Source organism: Pseudomonas sp. A-RE-22 (assembly GCF_019956035.1).
Taxonomy (GTDB): domain Bacteria; phylum Pseudomonadota; class Gammaproteobacteria; order Pseudomonadales; family Pseudomonadaceae; genus Aquipseudomonas; species Aquipseudomonas brassicacearum.
In genome coordinates this window covers 1-18220 of record NZ_JAHBCZ010000052.1, presented here as the reverse complement: position 1 = coordinate 18220, position 18220 = coordinate 1, and the positions used below count along the sequence as shown (strand labels likewise).

Annotated in this window: 15 protein-coding genes; 9 read left to right on the top strand and 6 right to left on the bottom strand. The window is 61.9% G+C overall.

What is annotated here, in order from left to right:
- Window positions 1–101: 101 nt before the first annotated feature.
- From KGA89_RS23005 to KGA89_RS22980, 6 genes are all read left to right on the top strand, one after another.
- Window positions 102–953: a fumarylacetoacetate hydrolase family protein gene (locus KGA89_RS23005; protein WP_003203474.1), complete on the top strand. Its 852-nt coding sequence runs from the start codon at window positions 102–104 to the stop codon at window positions 951–953.
- A gap of 2 nt (window positions 954–955) precedes the next feature.
- The gene (locus KGA89_RS23000; RefSeq protein ID WP_003203477.1) at window positions 956–1777 is read left to right on the top strand and encodes an IclR family transcriptional regulator; all 822 of its coding nucleotides are present in this window, start codon (window positions 956–958) and stop codon (window positions 1775–1777) included.
- Between the two features lie 21 nt (window positions 1778–1798).
- On the top strand, window positions 1799–3445 hold the full coding sequence (locus KGA89_RS22995; RefSeq protein WP_003203480.1) for a bifunctional 3-(3-hydroxy-phenyl)propionate/3-hydroxycinnamic acid hydroxylase: 1647 nt from the start codon (window positions 1799–1801) through the stop codon (window positions 3443–3445).
- A gap of 22 nt (window positions 3446–3467) precedes the next feature.
- Window positions 3468–4316 carry a VOC family protein gene (locus KGA89_RS22990; RefSeq protein WP_223472622.1) on the top strand — a complete coding sequence of 283 codons (849 nt, stop codon included), beginning with the start codon at window positions 3468–3470 and terminating at the stop codon, window positions 4314–4316.
- A gap of 74 nt (window positions 4317–4390) precedes the next feature.
- Window positions 4391–5869: an aldehyde dehydrogenase family protein gene (locus KGA89_RS22985; protein WP_027911970.1), complete on the top strand. Its 1479-nt coding sequence runs from the start codon at window positions 4391–4393 to the stop codon at window positions 5867–5869.
- A gap of 88 nt (window positions 5870–5957) precedes the next feature.
- Window positions 5958–6956, top strand: a complete 999-nt coding sequence (locus tag KGA89_RS22980) for a helix-turn-helix domain-containing protein (protein WP_003203486.1) — start codon at window positions 5958–5960, stop codon at window positions 6954–6956.
- A 107-nt stretch (window positions 6957–7063) separates the two neighbouring features.
- On the opposite strand, the gene KGA89_RS22975 is transcribed toward KGA89_RS22980, so the two are convergent.
- From KGA89_RS22975 to KGA89_RS22965, 3 genes are read right to left on the bottom strand one after another with little or no spacing between them, the layout of a single operon-like run.
- Window positions 7064–8461: an efflux transporter outer membrane subunit gene (locus tag KGA89_RS22975; RefSeq protein ID WP_223472621.1), complete on the bottom strand. Its 1398-nt coding sequence runs from the start codon at window positions 8459–8461 to the stop codon at window positions 7064–7066.
- Entirely contained in the window at window positions 8458–11604 is a 3147-nt protein-coding gene (locus KGA89_RS22970) for an efflux RND transporter permease subunit (RefSeq protein ID WP_013693750.1), read from the bottom strand. The genes KGA89_RS22975 and KGA89_RS22970 overlap by 4 nt, the downstream gene beginning before the upstream one ends.
- Before the next feature lie 2 nt (window positions 11605–11606).
- Entirely contained in the window at window positions 11607–12800 is a 1194-nt protein-coding gene (locus KGA89_RS22965; protein ID WP_223472620.1) for an efflux RND transporter periplasmic adaptor subunit, read from the bottom strand.
- A 112-nt stretch (window positions 12801–12912) separates the two neighbouring features.
- Between KGA89_RS22965 and baeS the strand changes: the two genes are divergently transcribed.
- Window positions 12913–14331 carry a sensor histidine kinase efflux regulator BaeS gene (gene baeS, locus KGA89_RS22960; RefSeq protein WP_003203492.1) on the top strand — a complete coding sequence of 473 codons (1419 nt, stop codon included), beginning with the start codon at window positions 12913–12915 and terminating at the stop codon, window positions 14329–14331.
- A 2-nt stretch (window positions 14332–14333) separates the two neighbouring features.
- Entirely contained in the window at window positions 14334–15017 is a 684-nt protein-coding gene (locus KGA89_RS22955) for a response regulator (protein WP_003203494.1), read from the top strand.
- A 71-nt stretch (window positions 15018–15088) separates the two neighbouring features.
- On the opposite strand, the gene KGA89_RS22950 is transcribed toward KGA89_RS22955, so the two are convergent.
- The 3 genes from KGA89_RS22950 to KGA89_RS22940 all read right to left on the bottom strand — a co-directional run bounded on the left by KGA89_RS22950 (window position 15089) and on the right by KGA89_RS22940 (window position 17588).
- Window positions 15089–15538: a hypothetical protein gene (locus KGA89_RS22950; protein ID WP_003203497.1), complete on the bottom strand. Its 450-nt coding sequence runs from the start codon at window positions 15536–15538 to the stop codon at window positions 15089–15091.
- A 107-nt stretch (window positions 15539–15645) separates the two neighbouring features.
- Window positions 15646–16908, bottom strand: a complete 1263-nt coding sequence (locus tag KGA89_RS22945; protein WP_003203499.1) for an ATP-binding protein — start codon at window positions 16906–16908, stop codon at window positions 15646–15648.
- Window positions 16905–17588: a response regulator transcription factor gene (locus KGA89_RS22940; RefSeq protein ID WP_003203501.1), complete on the bottom strand. Its 684-nt coding sequence runs from the start codon at window positions 17586–17588 to the stop codon at window positions 16905–16907. Before KGA89_RS22940 ends, KGA89_RS22945 begins: the two co-directional genes overlap by 4 nt.
- Window positions 17589–17813: 225 nt before the next feature.
- On the opposite strand from KGA89_RS22940, the gene KGA89_RS22935 reads away from it, so the two are divergent.
- The coding region (locus KGA89_RS22935; RefSeq protein WP_305882120.1) for a POTRA domain-containing protein at window positions 17814–18220 on the top strand (407 nt) is incomplete at its 3' end.

Sequence of the window (18220 nt, the reverse complement as noted above, 5' to 3'; positions counted from 1 at the left end):
AATTCCATATTTTAGGATTTTTGTACAAATCCTACTTTACAGGATTTTATAGCAAGACTAGATTAACCCTCATTGCACCCTTCCTCTCTCCAGGAGCCTCCATGAAACTCGCAAGTTTTATTGTCCAAGGCCGTAGCAGCTACGGTGTGGTCGAAGGTGATCAAATCATCGACCTGGAATCGCTCAAGCCAACCCTTGGCAGCGATCTCAAACAGGCCATCGGTCATAACCGCCTGAACGAACTGAGCACTGCGCGCCTGGCAAGCCTGCCGCGTATCCCCTTGGCTGACGTGACCTTCCTGCCGGTGATCCCGAACCCGGGCAAAGTGCTGTGCATCGGCATCAACTACGCCACTCACGTGCGCGAAACCGGTCGGGAAATGCCGACCTATCCGATGATCTTTACCCGCTTCGCCGACAGCCAGACCGCCCACCTGCAACCCATCGTTCGCCCGACCGCGTCCCACAAGCTTGATTTCGAGGGCGAGCTGGCGGTGGTGATCGGTAAAGCGGCCCGCCACGTCAAACCTGCCGACGCGCTGGACTACGTCGCCGGTTATGCCTGCTACAACGACGGCAGTGTCCGCGACTGGCAGAAGCACACCATTCAGTTCGTCCCAGGCAAGAACTTCCCGAACACCGGTGGTTTCGGCCCCTGGCTGGTGACCGGCGACGAGATCGGCGACCCGCAGGACCTGGAATTGACCACCCGGCTGAACGGCGAAGTGATGCAGCACACCCGCACCAGCGACATGATTTTCGATGTGCGCCAGCTGATCGAGTACTGCTCCACCTTCACCGAACTGGCCCCCGGTGACGTGATTGTCACCGGCACCACTGGCGGCGTCGGAGCGTTCCGCGAGCCGCCGGTGTGGATGAAACCGGGCGACGAAGTCGAGATCGAGATCGCTCGAATCGGCACCCTGCGCAACAGCATCGTGGACGAGCAATAAGCATGGAAAACCTACACACCCCTGACGCCCTGCCCGAGCAGGATGGCGACAGCAAAGGCTCGAGCCTGGAGCGCATGCTGCGGGTACTCGACCTGTTCACCGAACAGAGCCCGATCTGGGCGGTGGACGACATGGGCGGCGCCTTGGGTTTTACCCGTTCGACGATCTACCGCTACGTGCGCGAATTGGCCGAGGCCAACCTGTTGTTCCAGGTCGAAGCCGGGCGTTATGCCCTGGGCGCGCGGATCATTACCTGGGATCGCCAGCTGCGCCTGAGCGACCCCCTCGTACGCGCCGCACAATCGCTTGAGCCCAGCTTCCCGCAGTGGAGCGAACATCAGGTGTGGCTGATCTGCCGGCTGTTCAAGGACCAGGTCGTGTGCATTCACCAGCACGGAGACCTGTTCAGTGAGGTCAGCTACTCCCGTGGCTCGCCCAGGCCTTTGTTCCTGGGGGCGACGTCCAAGGCGATCCTCGCCAACATGACCTCGCGCCAACACAGCCAACTGTTTCTCGACCACCCCGATGAAGTGCGCGCCAGTCAACTTGGCCAGACCTGGGAGGCATTTCGTCGCTCGCTGCAGCAACTGCGTCGCCAAGGCTATGTGGCCAGCGCAGGTGAAGTCGACGCGGGCGTCTATGGCCTGGCCGCGCCGATCTTCGATGGCGATGGCAAGGTCGTCGGCAGCATCAGTTGCGTGCGCCCGGTGCGAGAACGCGACAGTGCCCAGGAGGAGACACAAGGGCAGCAGATCCTTGCCCTGGCGCAGGAACTGTCGCAACGCATGGGTGCGCTCGCCAACCGCGCCAAGCCACTGGGCTGAGCCATCCGGAAGGGAATAACAATGACAACCCTCAAACGCATCAATACCCAGGTCCTGGTCATCGGTGCCGGTCCTACCGGGCTGACCCTGGCCAACCTGCTCGGCCAAGCCGATGTGGACACGCTGATCATCGATCGCAAGCCGGGCACCGTGACCGAGCCGCGCGCGGTTTCAATCGATGACGAATCCTTGCGCACCATGCAGGCCATCGGGCTCGATGCCGCCGTGCTGCGTGATGTCGTGCCCGGCTACGGCGTGCATTACTTCACCCGGCCCGGCGGTCGCTGCTTCGGCAAGGTCGAGCCGACCGGCAAGCTGTATGGCTTCCCCAAGCGCAACGCCTTTCGCCAACCGCTGTTTGAAAACACCCTCAGGACAGGTCTCGAACGCTTTGCCAGCCTGACGGCTCGGTTCAGCCACGAGCTGGTGGAATTCACCCAGGACCCACACGGCGTGTGCGCGCTGGTGCGTGACGCTGATGGGCAACTGATGGAAGTCCACGCGGCTTACCTGGTGGCCTGCGACGGCGGCCGTAGCCCGGTGCGCAAGCAACTCGGGATCGAGATGGTCGGCTCGAGCTTCTCCTCGCGCTGGCTGGTGGTCGATACCGACCAGGACGACGACCCCTTCTGGCAGACCCGCGTGTATTGCGACGCCAGACGCCCGGTGGTGGAAGTACCCGGCCCTCACCGTACGCGCCGATTCGAGTTCCTGCTCAAGCCCGATGAAACGGACGAACAGGTGCTCGACGAAACCTGCCTGCAAGCATTGCTGCGCCCGTTCAAGGGAGACGCGCCGGTTTCCATCGTGCGCAAGACGGTCTACACCTTCCACGCCCGGGTCGCCGAGCGGTGGCAGGTGCAGCGGGTGTTTCTCGCCGGCGACGCCGCGCACCTGACCCCGCCCTATGCCGGGCAAGGCATGAACAGCGGCGTGCGCGATGCCCACAACCTGGGCTGGAAGCTGGTCGGCGTGCTGAAGGGAAAAATGGCGGAAAGCGCACTGCTGTCCTACGAAAGCGAGCGTCGTGATCATGCATGGGCCTTGATCAAGTTGGCCTTGAACCTCGGCGTGGTCATGGCACCGGCCACCGTCCTGCGCGCTCGCCTGATCAGTGGTGCATTCGCCTTGATCGGCCTGTTGCCGCCGTTGCGCGATTATTTCCTGCAAATGCGCTTCAAGCCCAAACCCCGCTTCACCCGGGGCCTGGTGCTGACCGAGGGGCAAGCAGGCACGTTGTCCTGCGGACAGATGTTCCCGCAACCGATACTCACCGACGCCCACGGCCAGGAACGCCTGCTCGATGACGCCATCGGCGCCGGCTTCGCCTTGATTCAATACGGCGACCCGACCCGCCAGCGTATCGATGAACTCAAGCATGGCCTCTGGAGCCACCTTGAAGCCAGACGCATCCTGATCCTGCCCGCGTCTGTCCAGGCGATGCCGTCGATCCCCGGCTGCACGGTGCTCCAGGACCGTGAAGACCAGCTCAAAACCCTGCTGGGCGATTCGCACCCGTTCCTGCTGCTGCGTCCGGATCGCTATATCGCCGCGATTTTCGACAAGGCTACCGAAACCCGGGCCGCCGAATCGTTGCAGTCGCTGTTCGGCATCGCCGTGGCCCACAGCAGCGCAATCGAGCCGAGCATCGCGCCCGTCTTTCATTAAACCTTCAAGCACAGAGGTGGTTATGCAAACACTCCAGACTTCCACACCTGCACGCCTGTGCTACCTGCACCTGGCGAGCAAGGACGCGCAACGGCAAATCGATTTCTATCGACGGATGCTGGACATGGACAGCCAGGCGCAAGCCGATGGCAGCTGGATGCTCAGCGGCCCGCAACGCGCCATGCTCGTGTCTCCCGCCGACCACAGCGGCCTGCTCGCGGCGGCGTTCGACCTGGGCAGTCAGCCTCGACTGCAATCACTGCGGGTTCGCCTGCTCGGCAACGGCTGCGTCATCGAAGAGGTCGACTCGCCGCTGCTCGAAACGGGGGCTTTCCTGATCCGTGATCCCCAGGGCCGGCAAACGATATTTGGCGTCGCTCACCCCGCTCTCCAGGCCTCCGGCCAAGGCATGCCCGGCCGCTTGCAACATGTGGTGTTCCAGACCACAGAGCTGGAAGCCATGATCGATTTCTACGTCAACACGGTGGGCTTCACTGCTTCGGACAATGTCGTGGATGAGCAGACCGGCCAACTGATGACGTGCTTCCTGCGCTCGGACGACGAGCACCACACCTTGGCATTTTTCCGCGGTTCGAAAAACGAGTGGGACCACCACTGTTACGAAACCAACGAATGGAATGACATCCGCGACTGGGGCGATCGTTTCGCCAAGGAGCGCATCACCATTTTCTTCGGGCCCGGCCGACATGGGCCGGGCAACAACCTGTTCTTCATGGTGGTCGATGCCGATCGCAACCGCCTGGAGTTCTCGGCTGAGCTCGAAGTCACCGATGCCAGCCGCCAGCCCGGTGTCTGGGCACAGGAGGAATACACACTCAATTCCTGGGGCCGCGCCTGGATCAGGAGCTGAGCAATTTTCCCCATCGGCGTTTGCACCCTTGATTTCTAAACGAGGCGACCACCTGCCTCCAAAGGTAAAAGACCATGACGACTCAACCGCTCGTGCCCTACGCCATCAACGGCGACCAATACATCAACGGCACCTGGCGTGCAGGGCGCTCCGCACGCCGCCTGGACGACCGCAACCCTTTCAACGACGAACAGCTGCTGGAGATGCCCCTGGCCTCGATTGCCGATCTCGACGACGCCTATCAGGCAGCGCAGCAGGCGCAGGCAGCGTGGGCACAGCTGCACCCCACCCAGCGCGGCGCACAACTTGAAAAGCTCGCCCAGGTCATCCAGAACCGCCGCGAAGAAATCATCGACTGGCTGATCCACGAGTCCGGCAGCACCCGGATCAAGGCGAGCATGGAATGGCAATTCACGCTGAACCTTGTGCGCGAATGCACGACGATGCCGATGCAGGTAGAAGGTCGGATCCTGACCAGCTACAAGCCCGGCGAACAGAGTTTTGTCTTCCGTGAGCCCTTGGGTGTGGTGGGCGTGATCAGCCCATGGAATTTCCCGCTGTACCTGAGCATGCGCTCGGTGGTGCCGGCACTCGCCCTGGGCAACACGATTGTGCTCAAGCCCGCCAGCGACACAGCGGTGACCGGCGGCCTGCTGATCGCCCACCTGTTCGAAGAAGCCGGCTTCCCCGAGGGTTCGCTCAACGTCGTGGTCGGCGCAGGCTCGGAAATCGGCGATGCCTTCGTCGAGCACCCGGTGCCGAGCCTGATTTCCTTCACCGGTTCGACGGATGTGGGACGCAATGTCGGCCGTATTGCCACCGGAGGCAAACACATCAAGCGCGTGGCCCTGGAACTGGGCGGCAACGCGCCGCTGGTGGTGCTGGATGACGCCGATATCGAAATTGCGGCACACGCCGCGGTGGTCGGGCGTTTCCTGCACCAGGGCCAGATCTGCATGAGCGTCAACCGGGTGATCGTCGACCGCTCGCTGTATGCCGATTTCGCAGCGCTGGTGGTGGAGCGCGTGCGCAACCTCAAGATTGGTGATCCGACCAAGGCCGACACGGTGATCGGGCCAGTGGTCAATCAGAGCCAGCTCGATGGCCTGCTGCGTAAGCTCGACGGTGCCCGGAGTGCTGGCCTCAAGCAGCTTTGCGGCGGCCCGGCATCCGGGCTGGTGCTACCTGCCCATGTGTTCGGTGAAGTGGGAGCCGATCAGGAACTAGCCCGCGATGAGACGTTCGGCCCCCTGCTGCCGCTGCTGGTCGCAGAAAACGAAACCCATGCATTGGCGTTGGCGAACGCCAGCGAGTATGGCCTGTCCAGCGCCGTGTTCACCCGGGACATGGCCCGTGGCTTGAACTTCGCCCGTGGCATTGTGGCGGGCATGACCCATATCAACGACATCACCGTCGATGACCAGCCCAATGCCCCGTTCGGTGGTGAAAAGAATTCCGGCCTCGGTCGCTTCAACGGTCACTATGCCCTGGATGAGTTTACCCGTGCCCATTGGGTGACCTGGCAGCCCGGAGGCCATCACTACCCGTTCTGAGTCTTTGGCACCCTTGATCAGGCCCGGATCGGGCAAATCGACCCCTTTGCCCGATCCGTCAGAAAACAATAATAAATAGAGGCGAAAAATGAACCATTTAGCCTGCGTGTCCACCGATCAGGTTGTTCGCTCCGACCGCCTGATGAAATGGAAAGAGTTCATGAGCGATCACCTGGGGCGTACGCCGGACTATATAAAACGGCTGGAATCGACGTTCATCGACCCGTTGCATGAGAGCAACTTCCAGGGTCGGCTGGAGTACGGGGACCTGGGCCAGTTGCGTTTCTGTCGAATGACCGCCAGCGCCCATCGATATTCGCGCCACCTGAGCAAGGCGGTCGACGCCCTCGATACGCCGCGCATGTTGATCATGCAGGTGGCTGGTGTCAGTCATTTCGAGCAGGGCCAGCAAAGCAGCGTACTGGCCCCTGACGAAATGCTCCTGGTCGACTGCGGCAAACCTTTCAATGTGACCAGCACGCAAGGTTGCGAACACTTCATCCTGCTGTTCCAGGGTGCATCCGGGCAACTGGCGCAAACCGGCGACATGCACCTTAACGGTCGCAATGGACTGGGGCGGATGCTCATGCACCTGATCAGCGATGCCTACAATCAATATCCCTTGCTGAACAACCATTCGGCCGGGCTGATCGGTGACAGCATCACCGGGCTGCTGGATAACGCGCTGAAGAACAAACAGGAAGAAAAGCAACTCGAACACGACTTCCGCTTCTTCAAGCAGAACCGCCTCAAGGCGTACATCGAGCGCCACCTGGCCGACCGCGACCTGACCATCGAACGCATCGCCAACGCCGAACAGTGCTCGGTCCGCAGCCTGCACCGCGCCTTCCAGGATGAACTGGGGTGCAGTGTCAGCGAATACATCTGGCAGCGGCGCCTGTCACGTTGCGCCGAAGACCTGCGCAACCGGGAACATGCCCACCGCTCGCTCACCGAGATCGCCTACGCCTGGGGCTATGGCAGCAGTTCCCACTTCAGCCGGCATTTCAAATCGACGTTCGGCATGTCACCCAGACTGTTCCGCGACACCGCGAGTGACAGCCGGGAAAAATCGACAGCGGCTTGAGCCTGTTTCCAATTCCTATGGTTCACCATTGCCCTGTGGGAGCTGGATTCGGTGCTCACCACAAATCTTCTGTGGGAGCTGAGCTTGCTCCCACAGGGGCGGGTTCCTTAATTCCAGCCGCCGCCCATCACCTTGTACAACGTCACGCGGTTGCTCTGCTCGGTCAGGCGCAGGGTGATCAGGTCCTGTTGCGCGCTGTACAGGGAACGCTGGGCGTCGAGGGCTTCGAGATAGCTTTGCGAACCGCCACGGTATAACGCGTCGGAGAGTTCGAAGCTCTTGCGACTGGCGTCGGTCAACGCCTGTTGGGCCTCGATACGGCGATCCAGCGTGCTGCGCTCCGCCAGGGCATCGGCCACTTCCTTGAAGGCGCTCTGCAGTGTTTGCTGATAGGTCTGCACCTGAATCTCGCGCTCGGTCTTGGCCGAGTCCAGCGTCGCGCGGTTACTGCCGGCATCGAAGATCGGCAGGCTGATGCTCGGGGCAAATGTCCAGGCGCCACTGCCGGACTTGAACAGGCCGGACAGGGCCGAGCTTGAGGAGCCGGCATTGGCCGTCAGGCTGATGCTGGGAAAGAACGCCGCACGGGCGGCGCCGATGTCGATATTGGCCGACTTGAGCGTATGCTCGGCGGCCAGCACATCGGGGCGTCGTTGCAACAGGCTGGAAGGCAGCTCTGCCGGCACCTGCACCAGCGCCGCGGCCGATTCCAGGTACGCGCCCGGCAACAACTCTTCGGGAATGTCGCTGCCCACCAGCAAGCGCAGTGCGTTGCGATCCTGCAGGATCTGGCTTTCATACGCCGCCGCGTCGACCCGCGCCGACTCCACGGTGGTTTGCGCCTGGGCCACGGACAGACCGGAGGAGCCGCCCAAGGCGTGGCTGCGTTGGGTCAGTTCGTAGGTCGCCTGCTGGCTGCGCAAGGTTTCCTGGGCCAGGTGCAGGCGCTCGTTGTCGGCCGCCAGGGTCAGCCAGGCCGTGGCCACTTCGGCCACCAGGCTGATCTGCGTGCTGCGTCGGGTTTCGGTCAGGGCCAGATAGTCTTCCAGGGCTTCGTCCTGGAGGTTCTGCACCCGTCCAAACAGGTCCACTTCATAACTGCTCAAACCCAGTTGCGCACTGTAGTCATGGGTGGTGGCCGCCGAGCCCGTGTTGGACAACGAGCCGGGCGTGCGACTGTGAGTGCCACTGACACTGGCATCGATCGAAGGCAAGGACTCGGCGCGCTGGATACGGTATTGCGCCTGGGCTTTTTCAACGTTCAGGACCGCCAGGCGCAGGTCGCGGTTGTTGCTCAGCGCCAGGGACTGCAAGCGCGCCAGGCGGCTGTCGGTGAAGAAGCTTTGCCACTTGATGTCGGCGCTCACCTGGCCCTTGGGCGTGCTAGCGGCCGGCAGCCATTGCTCGGCGACTGGCGCCTCAGGGCGTTCATACTGCGGCGCCAGATTCATGCAGCCACCGAGCAGCGTGAGGATGGCCAGCAATGGCCAGCGGAACTTGATCATGCGTCACCTGACTGGGCGGATGGAACAGAGGTCGAAGCCGTGGAAACGCGACCGAAACGCCGGCGAATCTGCACGAAAAACAAAGGAACGAAGAAGATCCCCAACACCGTGGCGGACAACATGCCGCCCAGCACACCGGTACCAATGGCCTGACGTCCGGCGGAACCGGCACCGCTACTCAGGGCCAGGGGCAATACGCCGAACATGAAGGCCAGGGACGTCATGAGAATCGGCCGCAGGCGTTGGCGCACAGCGATCAATGTCGCCTCGCGCAAGCTGTTGCCCTGCTCTTGCAGGTGCTTGGCGAACTCGACGATCAGAATGGCGTTCTTGGCGGCCAATCCCACGGTGGTCAAAAGCCCGACCTGAAAGTACACGTCGTTGCTCAAGCCACTGACACGCGTGGCCAGCACCGCGCCCACCACCCCAAGCGGCACCACCAGCATCACCGAAAAAGGCACCGACCAACTCTCATAGAGCGCAGCGAGGCAGAGGAATACGAACAGCACCGAAATCCCGTACAGCAACGGTGCCTGCGAACCGGAAAGGCGCAACTGATAGGACTGCCCGGTCCACTCGTAGCCGATGCCCTCCGGCAATTGCTTGACCAGCGCTTCCACCGCATCCATGGCGTCCCCGGAACTGACGCCGGGCGCCGGATCGCCAACCACCTCCAGCGAGGCGTTGCCGTTGTAGCGCTCCAGCAACGGCGAGCCGTAGCTCCAGGAACTGCTGGCGAACGAGGAAAACGGCACCATTTCATCGTTGCTGTTGCGTACGAACCAGTGCTCCAGGTCAGCCGCCTGCATCCGCGCCGCAGCTTCACCCTGGACGTAGACCTTCTTCACCCGCCCCTGGTTGAGGAAGTCATTGACGTAAGTGCCGCCCAACGCCGTGGACAACGTGGTGTTGATGTCGCTGGTGCTCAGGCCCAAGGCCCCGGCCTTGCGATCATCGATGCTGACCTTGAGCTGCGGTGCGTCGTCCAGGCCATTGCTGCGTACCCCGAGCAAGCGAGGGTCCTGGTTGGCCAGCTCGATGAGTTTTTCCCGCGCCGCCACCAGCGCATCATGCCCCAGGCCGGCAAGGTCCTTGAGTTGCAGGTCGAAGCCGGACGTCTGTCCCAGGCCGCGCACGGCCGGCGGTTGCATGACGAACACATTGGCATCGCCGATGCTCGACAGCGCCATGGTCGCGCGCTGGGCGAAGGACGCCGCACCCTGCCCTGCGCCCGTGCGCTCGCTCCAGTCCTTGAGCCGGATAAAAGCACGGGCGCTGTTCTGGCTGTTGCCGTTCATGCCCAGGCCGGAAATGCTGATCAGCGCTTCGACTTCCGGCTGTTCGAGGAGGTAGCTTTCGAACTGCTTGACCACCGCTTGGGTGCGGCTGTCCGTGGCCCCGACTGGCAACTGCACCTGGGCCATGAGAATGCCCTGGTCTTCGTCAGGCAGGAACGAAGTCGGCAGGCTGAAATAACCGGCGGCCATCACCAGCAGCACCAGCCCATACACCAGCCAGCCGACGCGCCCGCGCTGCAAAATGCCCCCCACCTGGCGTTTATAGGCCTCGGCAGCCCGCTCGAACGTGCGGTTGAACCAACCGAAGAATCCGCGTTGAGCGCCATGGCCCTGACCATCGGACGGCTTGAGCAGGGTCGCGCACAATGCCGGCGTCAGCGTCATGGCGACGAGTACCGAGAGCACCATGGCCGAGACGATGGTGACCGAAAACTGCCGGTAGATAACGCCTGTGGAGCCGCCAAAAAACGCCATGGGAATGAACACCGCACTGAGCACCAGGGCGATGCCGACCAGGGCGCTGGTGATTTCATCCATCGACTGGCGCGTGGCGTCCAGGGCCGACAGCCCCTGCTCGCCCATTACCCGCTCGACGTTCTCCACCACCACAATCGCGTCGTCCACCAACAGGCCGATGGCCAGGACCATGGCGAACATGGTCAGGGTGTTGATCGAATAACCGAACAGCGCCAGCACGCCGAATGTACCCAGCAGCACCACCGGCACCGTGATCGCGGGGATCAACGTGGCCCGCAAGTTCTGCAGGAAAAGGAACATGATCAGCACCACCAGGACAATCGCCTCGCCCAGTGACTTGACCACTTCTTCGATGGACAGGCTGACAAAGGGCGTGGTGTCGTAGGCAATCACGTTCTTGAGTTGCATCTCCGTCGGATAGAACGGTTCCAGCTCCTTGAGCTTGGCCTTCACCGCCTCGCCGACGTTCAGGGCATTGGCCCCGGCGGCGAGCTGGACGCCCATGGCGGCAGCGGGTTTGCCGTTGAGGGCAGAACTGACGTCGTAGCTTTCACTACCCAATTCAACCCGCGCCACATCCCCAAGCAGCACCACCGCACCGTCGCTGGTAGACTTGACCACCACATTGCGAAACTCCTCGACGGTTTGCAGCTTGCTGCGGGCGCTGATGGTGGCGTTCAACTGCTGCCCCTTCACCGCCGGCATGGCGCCGAGTTGACCGGCAGAAACCTCGGTGTTCTGCGCCTCCAGGGCCGTGCTGACATCCGAAGGCATCAGCGCGTATTTTTCCAGCAGGGCCGGGTCCAGCCAGATGCGCATGGCATAGCCGGAGCCCAATGTCTGCACATCGCCGACACCGTCGATGCGGCTGATGGAATCGAGCAAGGTGCTGGAAATGTAATCCCCGATCTGCGTGCCGGTGACGCTCGGATTGTCGGAGGCCAAGGCGGCAATCATCAGGAAGTCCGAACCGCCCTTGGTCACGGTCAGCCCCTCGCTTTGCACCGACTGCGGCAGCCTCGACTCGGCCTGTTGCAGCTTGTTCTGCACTTGCATCTGGGCCACGTCCGGGTTGGTGCCGGCGGTGAAGGTCAGGCTGATGCTGGCGCTGCCATCCGAACTGCTGGAGGCCGACATGTAGGTCAGGTTGTCCAGGCCCTTCATTTGCTGTTCGATGACCTGGGTCACCGAGTCTTCCACGGTCTTGGCCGAGGCGCCGGTGTAGGTCGCGGAAATGCGCACCGTCGGCGGCGCGATGTCCGGGTACTGTTCCAAGGGCAACTGGCTGATGGACAAGGCGCCAGCGAGCATGATGACGATGGCGATGACCCAGGCGAAAATCGGCCGGTCGATAAAGAAACGCGCCATGTTCAGCCCTCCTGCACAATGGCAACAGGTGTCGCTTTCTGCGTACGGCTGCGGGTGCCGGCGTTCTGTGCCACGACGCTTTCACCGACCCGGACCTTTTGCCCGCCCTCGACAATCACCTGGTCTCCCGCGTTCAGCCCCGCCGTGACCCACCATTGGTTATCCACGGCGCGGTCGATGGTCAACATGCGCTGCTCGACCTTGCCATTGACCACCACCAGCACCGAAGTCGCACCGCTGGCACTGCGGGTCACCGCCTTCTGTGGAATCAGGATGGCCTTGTCATCCCGCGCCTGCTCCAGCACCGCTCTCACGTACATGCCCGGCAGCAACAGTCGGTCCGGGTTGGCGATTTGCGCCCGCAGGGTCACCGTGCCCGTGCCCTCATTGACGCTGACCCCACTGAACTTCAAGCGACCTTCATGGGCATAGGTGCTGCCGTCATCGAGCTTGAGGCTGATCCGCGCTTCACCTTCGCCATTGCTCTGCAGCACACCGCTGGCCAGGTCGCGCTTGAGCCGCAACAGTTCGGTGGTCGACTGAGTGACGTCTACATACATCGGGTCCAACTGCTGCACGGTGGTCAGTGCGCTGTCCTGGTTGGCCACCACCAGCGCGCCGGGCGTGACCGTCGAGGTTTCGATGCGCCCACTGACGGGGGAACTGATTCGGGTATACGCCAGGTTGATGCGTGCGGTGTCAACATCGGCCTGGGCCACTTGCACTTCCGCTTCGGCGGTCAGCAGGCTGGCCTGGGCATCCTCGTTGTCCTGCTGGCTGATGGCATCGATCTTTACCAACTGGGCGTCACGCTTGGCCGTGGCCTGGGCCGACTTCAAGGTGGCGCGTGCCTTGGCGAGGTTCGCCTGGGCCTCAGCCAATGCGGCCTTGTAAGAGGAAGCATCCAGTTGATACAGCGCCTGTCCGGCCTTGACCTCGGCCCCTTCGACAAACAACCGCTGCTGGACGATACCGCCAACCTGCGGGCGTATCTCGGCGATCATGAACGCCTGGGTGCGTCCGGCCAGCTCAGTGGTCAGCGCCTGGCTTTGCGGCTGCACGGTGATCACCGAGACCTTGGGCGGTTCGGGCGTGGGTGCCGATTCGCCGGAGCAACCGCCCAACATGAACAAAATGATCAAGCACACCAGGATGGCGGCGGTCACCAGGGATTTGGCGAATAATTTGGTCGACATAAATGCCTCTGCAGGACGGATGGTTCAAGCCAGGCGCCATACTGCGAGGCAAATGTGCAGGAAAATTGAAGATTGCCCGCCACCCTTGAATCTTCATCGCACCAGGGCCTAAATGGTCGGGCCATTCATCGAACTGCCCGAGCCCATGAAACTGAGCATCTCCACCAAACTGTTTATTGCCGTCATGGCCAGCGTGCTGTTTGTCATCCTGAGCATGGGGGTGGCCAACGGCTGGAGCTTTGGCAACGGTTTTCTCGACTACCTCAACGAACAGGCACTGTTGCGCATGAAGCCGGTGCTACCCCGCCTGGCCAGTGCCTACGAACGCGAAGGCAACTGGGAGTTCCTGCGCAACCAGCCGGATCGCTGGTTCGAACTCCTGCGTCCGGAGCCGGGGGAAAACACCACCTACCCGGAACGGCCGCCCATGTCGATGTCCGACCTGACCGGGGCTGTGTTTCGCATCGCCCTGCTCGACCAACAAAAGCAATTGGTCATGGGCTACTCGGCGATTGCCGACGACGCGCTGATGCGCCCGATCGAGGTCGCCGGCAAAACCGTCGGCTGGCTGGCAGTGACGCCGTTCCAGAACGTGACCGAAGCTGGCGGTGAACGCTTTCGTCAGTATTTGGTGCGCACCAGCCTGGCCGTGGGCGTGCTCTCGTTGCTGTTGGCGATGCTGATTGCCTGGTGGATCGCCCGTACCCTGCTTGACCCGGTCAAGCGGGTGGCCGCCGCCACGCACCGCTTGGCCGCTGGGGAATACAGCAACCGCGTGTCGGTGGCCTCCAATGACGAAGTCGGTCAGTTGGCCCGAGACTTCAACCAACTGGCGTATACCCTGGAACGCAACGAAAAAATGCGCCGGGAATTCATGGCCGATGTGTCCCACGAACTGCGCACCCCGTTGTCGGTATTGCGCGGCGAGCTGGAAGCCATCGAAGACGGCGTGCGCACCCTCGACCCTTCCTCGATGAAATCGCTGCAAGGCGAAGTCAGCATGCTCAGCAAACTGGTGGATGATCTCTACGAACTGTCCCTGGCCGATGTCGGCGCGCTGACCTACCGCAAGAGCGAATGCGACCTCAACGACTTGCTGGACGGTTGCGTGGCGATGTTCCAGGAGCGCTGCAATGCCCGGCATCTGCGTTTGGAGCTGGAACTGCCGACAACACCGCTGCAGGTCGAAGCCGACCCCAAGCGTTTGCAACAACTGTTCAGCAATCTGTTGGAAAACGCGGTGCGCTATACCGATGAAGGCGGTGTGCTGCGCATTCGTGCCGCCAGCGAGGACGACGTCGTGCGCATCGACTTTCTCGACTCCGGCCCCGGGGTCGATGCGGATCAACTGCCGCGACTGTTCGAGCGCTTTTACCGCGGCGAAACCTCACGCAATCGCGCCAGTGGCGGCGCCGGCCTGGGACTGGCCATCTGTCACAGCATCGCCCTGGCCCATGGCGGCAGCCTCAGCGCCGATCACTCGCCGCTGGGCGGCCTTTGGCTGACCCTGCGCCTGCCACGGAATGCCTGAACATGACCCCTGACAGCCCAATCCTTATTGTCGAAGACGAACCCAAACTGGCTGCTTTGATGCGCGACTACCTGATTGCCGCCGGCTACGCGACCCAATGCCTGGACAATGGCCTTCAAGTGGTGCCGGCGGTACGGGCCAGCGAGCCACGGTTGATCCTGCTCGACCTCATGCTGCCGGGGCGCGACGGCCTGCAAGTCTGCCAGGAGCTGCGCAGCTTCAGTGCCGTGCCAATCATCATGATCACTGCCCGCGTGGAGGAAGTGGATCGCCTGCTCGGGTTGGACCTGGGGGCCGACGACTACATCTGCAAGCCCTTCAGCCCGCGTGAAGTGGTGGCCAGGGTCAAGGCGATCCTGCGGCGCAGCCCGCAACTACTCGTCACCGCGCCAGCCCGCCTGCTGATTGATGAAGACCGCTACCAGGCGTCACTCGATGGCGTCGCCCTGGACCTGACGCCCTTGGAACTGCGCCTGCTCAGCACGCTGGCCCAGTCCCCCGGGCGGGTGTTTTCCCGGGATCAGTTGCTCGACCGGATCTATTCCGATCATCGGGTGGTTACCGATCGTACGGTTGACAGCCATATCCGTAATCTGCGGCGCAAGCTTGAGCAGGCCTGCCCGGCGGAGAACCCTATCGAGTCGTTGTATGGGGTGGGTTATCGGTTTCAGCTTGCCGACGTTTGAAGCGTGGCTAAAACGGTGCGTCATGGTGAAAGGGAGGATGGGTACATATCCGTTTTTTCGGTAACGGCGGCTTAGGGTTCCGCCGAATAGATAATGGTTTGCGCACTACCCCCCGCAGCAGGCCGGCGAGTGAAATAGGTGTCGCCTTCGTCTGTCTGGATCTCGTAGTCGGCCTTGCTGGCGACCCGGCTCGCTGCATCGGTGTGCTTGATGATTTTCAGCACCCGCTGGAACTTCACGCCTTGCGTGCCGTTCTGGGCGGGGCCGGTGAGTACATTGACTTTCTGGAACCAACCTTCCTGCTTTTTGTTCGACACCAAGGTGCCGCTCAGTGCTTCAAAACGCTCAAGACGGGTAAATCCCCAGAGTGTCTGTTCCTCGACCACCTTGCCCGGGGTGGCGGAACCGGTGAAGACGAACAGGTTAAGGCTCGGATTGTCTTCGCAGAAGAAGTCATAAGGCACCAGACCGTCGACCATTCTCTTGCCGGGAACGAAACCCTTCTTATGAACCAGAAACATGAGCACCTCCACGCTGAAACACCAGCAAACGCTGAGTAAGTTTGAGCGCAAAGTCTACTGAGGCGGGGCGTACAGGGCCGTCAAGCCAATGTAATATCGTGTAAAGATCACGCCCTACGAGGCAAGCTGATTTCCACGGTCAGCCCACCGGACGGCTCGTTGTGCGCCAGGATGGAGCCGCCGTGTATTTCCACGGCCCTTGAGGCAATGGCCAGGCCCAGGCCGAAGCCGGCACTGGCTTCGTTCAAGCCACGTTCGAACGGGTTGAAGATGCTCTGTAGCCGCGAATGTTCAACACCCGGGCCCTGATCGCGGATCTGCACCGTCAGGCCGTCTGCGGCGCCATTGACCTCGGCCACGACCATCACCGTGGTGTTTGGCCGGGTATGGCGCACCGCGTTTCGAATGACGTTCTCGAAACACCGATACAACAGCTCACCGCTGACCCGACTGACAAACGCCGGGCATGCCTGCAAGGTGACCTGGCAGCCTTTCATTTGTGCTTCGAATCGGGCGTCCTCGACGATCACCGACAGCAACTCGACGACATCGATTGGCTCGCGCTCGATACTCTCCGGTCGCCCCTGCAGGCGTGCCAGGGTCAACAGCGCTTCGATCAGCGTGTCCATGCGCACCGACTCACGGTCGATGCGTTCCACCATTTCCAGGCGAGCCGGATCTTGCTGCAGCAGCCCGATGGCCGCTTGCATGCGGGTCAGCGGTGAGCGCAGTTCGTGGGAGATGTCGTGCAACAAGTGTTGCTGGGCGTCTACCAACAGCTTCAACTGGTTGGCCATTCGATCGCAGTCTTCGGCCAGATCGACGATTTCATCACGTCGCGCGCCCATGATCGGCTTGACCCGGGTCTCGAAGCGCCCCTGGGCCACGTCACTCATGGCGCGCCGAAGATAGGCCAGCGGCCATGCCAGGTAGAACGCCATGTAGCCGCTGAACAGCGCACTCATGACCGTGCCAATGATCAACGGCGTCCAGTGGCTGGGCCCTCTGTCGCCTTTCTTGCCCAGGGGATGGGTTGACTTGAGCGACAGCACGATGCCGTCCTTGCCGATGATCGATCGCTCGTAGGCCGGTTGCCGCACCGGCGTGCCGGCCAACAGCTGACCGGCGCTGTCATAGACGCCAACGGCCTGGTCATCCGGGTGTTCCCACACCGCCAGCAGTTGCCGGCCCGACTCGATGCCAAACTGTCGCAATAGCTGCTCTTCCGTGGCAAGGATCGTTTCCAGATGAGGATCACCAGGCCTGGAACTGCCCATGACGAAGAGACCCAACCCCACCAGAAACGTCAAGCTGGTGGCGAGCCAGAACGCCAGGAACAGTTTCCAGAACAGTCGGCTAGGCTTCATCATTCGGCGATCAACAGGTAACCGAGGCCCCGCACGCTCTGGATCCAGGCCTTGGCATCGGGGCGCGGTCCCAGCTTGTGGCGAATGCTGCTGATGTGCACATCGATGCGCCGGTCATAGCGAGTCAAGGGGCAGCCCAGGGCATTGAGCGACAGGTTCTGTTTACTCACCACCTGCCCGGCACAGCGGGCCAGTTCCTCGAGCAAACTGAACTCGGTGCTGGTCACCCCCAGTTCGCGCCCCTGCCAGAGCGCCTGGCGCTTGCCGGGCCACAGGACCAGCGGCCCGGTCCTGATTACTTCACTGGTGGACTGATCCACTGGCTGCACCCGGCGCATGATCGCCCGCAAACGCGCCACCAGCTCCCCCGGCGAACTGGGCTTGGGCACATAGTCATCGGCGCCCAGCTCCAGGCCGGTGATCTTGTCGATGTTGTCGCCACGAGCCGTCAGCAACACCACCGGCACCTGGCTCACGGCCCGAATGCGCCTGAGCACCTCGATACCCGACAATCGCGGCAGCATCACGTCCAGCACCACGATGCTGTAGCGACCGGACAGCGCTTGCACTTCGCCCTCCTCCCCCGTGTGCACGGCAGTCGCCTCAAAGCCTTCGCGCTCCAGGTATTGGCTGAGCATTCCCGTCAGTTCCTGGTCATCGTCGACTAGCAATACAGAGATCATGGGGCGCTCTTGAGTAGGTGTCGGCCCATTATCGCCCGTGCGCCGCGCACCGTCATCGCCGCAGGCCAACCTTTACCTAACTTGACATTGGGTTAACCGCACCAAACGCAGCGAACTTTTATGCTTGCTCGCCACCAGCCCGCTCGCTCCCGCGGTGACTCGTCTTGCGGTGAGATATCCGCGTCCACCTACACCACCTGTCGATGTGTCCTGGATAAGATCTTGATGAATTTTTCGCGCCTGCTCTGCTCGGCTGCACTGCTGCTCAATGTCACACTTGCCCACGCCCAAGGCTTCAAGATTTCCGATATTCGTATCAACGGCCTCCAGCGCGTTTCCGCAGGCAGTGTCTTCGGTGCCTTGCCATTGAACGTCGGTGATAACGCGGATGAGCGGCGCCTGGTGGAGTCCACGCGTGCGCTGTTCAAGACCGGTTTTTTCCAGGATATCCAACTGGGACACGACGGTGATGTGCTGGTCATTACCGTTGTCGAGCGTCCCTCTATCGCCAGTATCGAGATCGAAGGCAACAAGGCGATCTCCACTGAAGACCTGATGAAAGGCCTCAAGCAATCCGGCCTGGCCGAAGGCGAGATCTTCCAGCGCGCCACCCTCGAAGGTGTACGTAACGA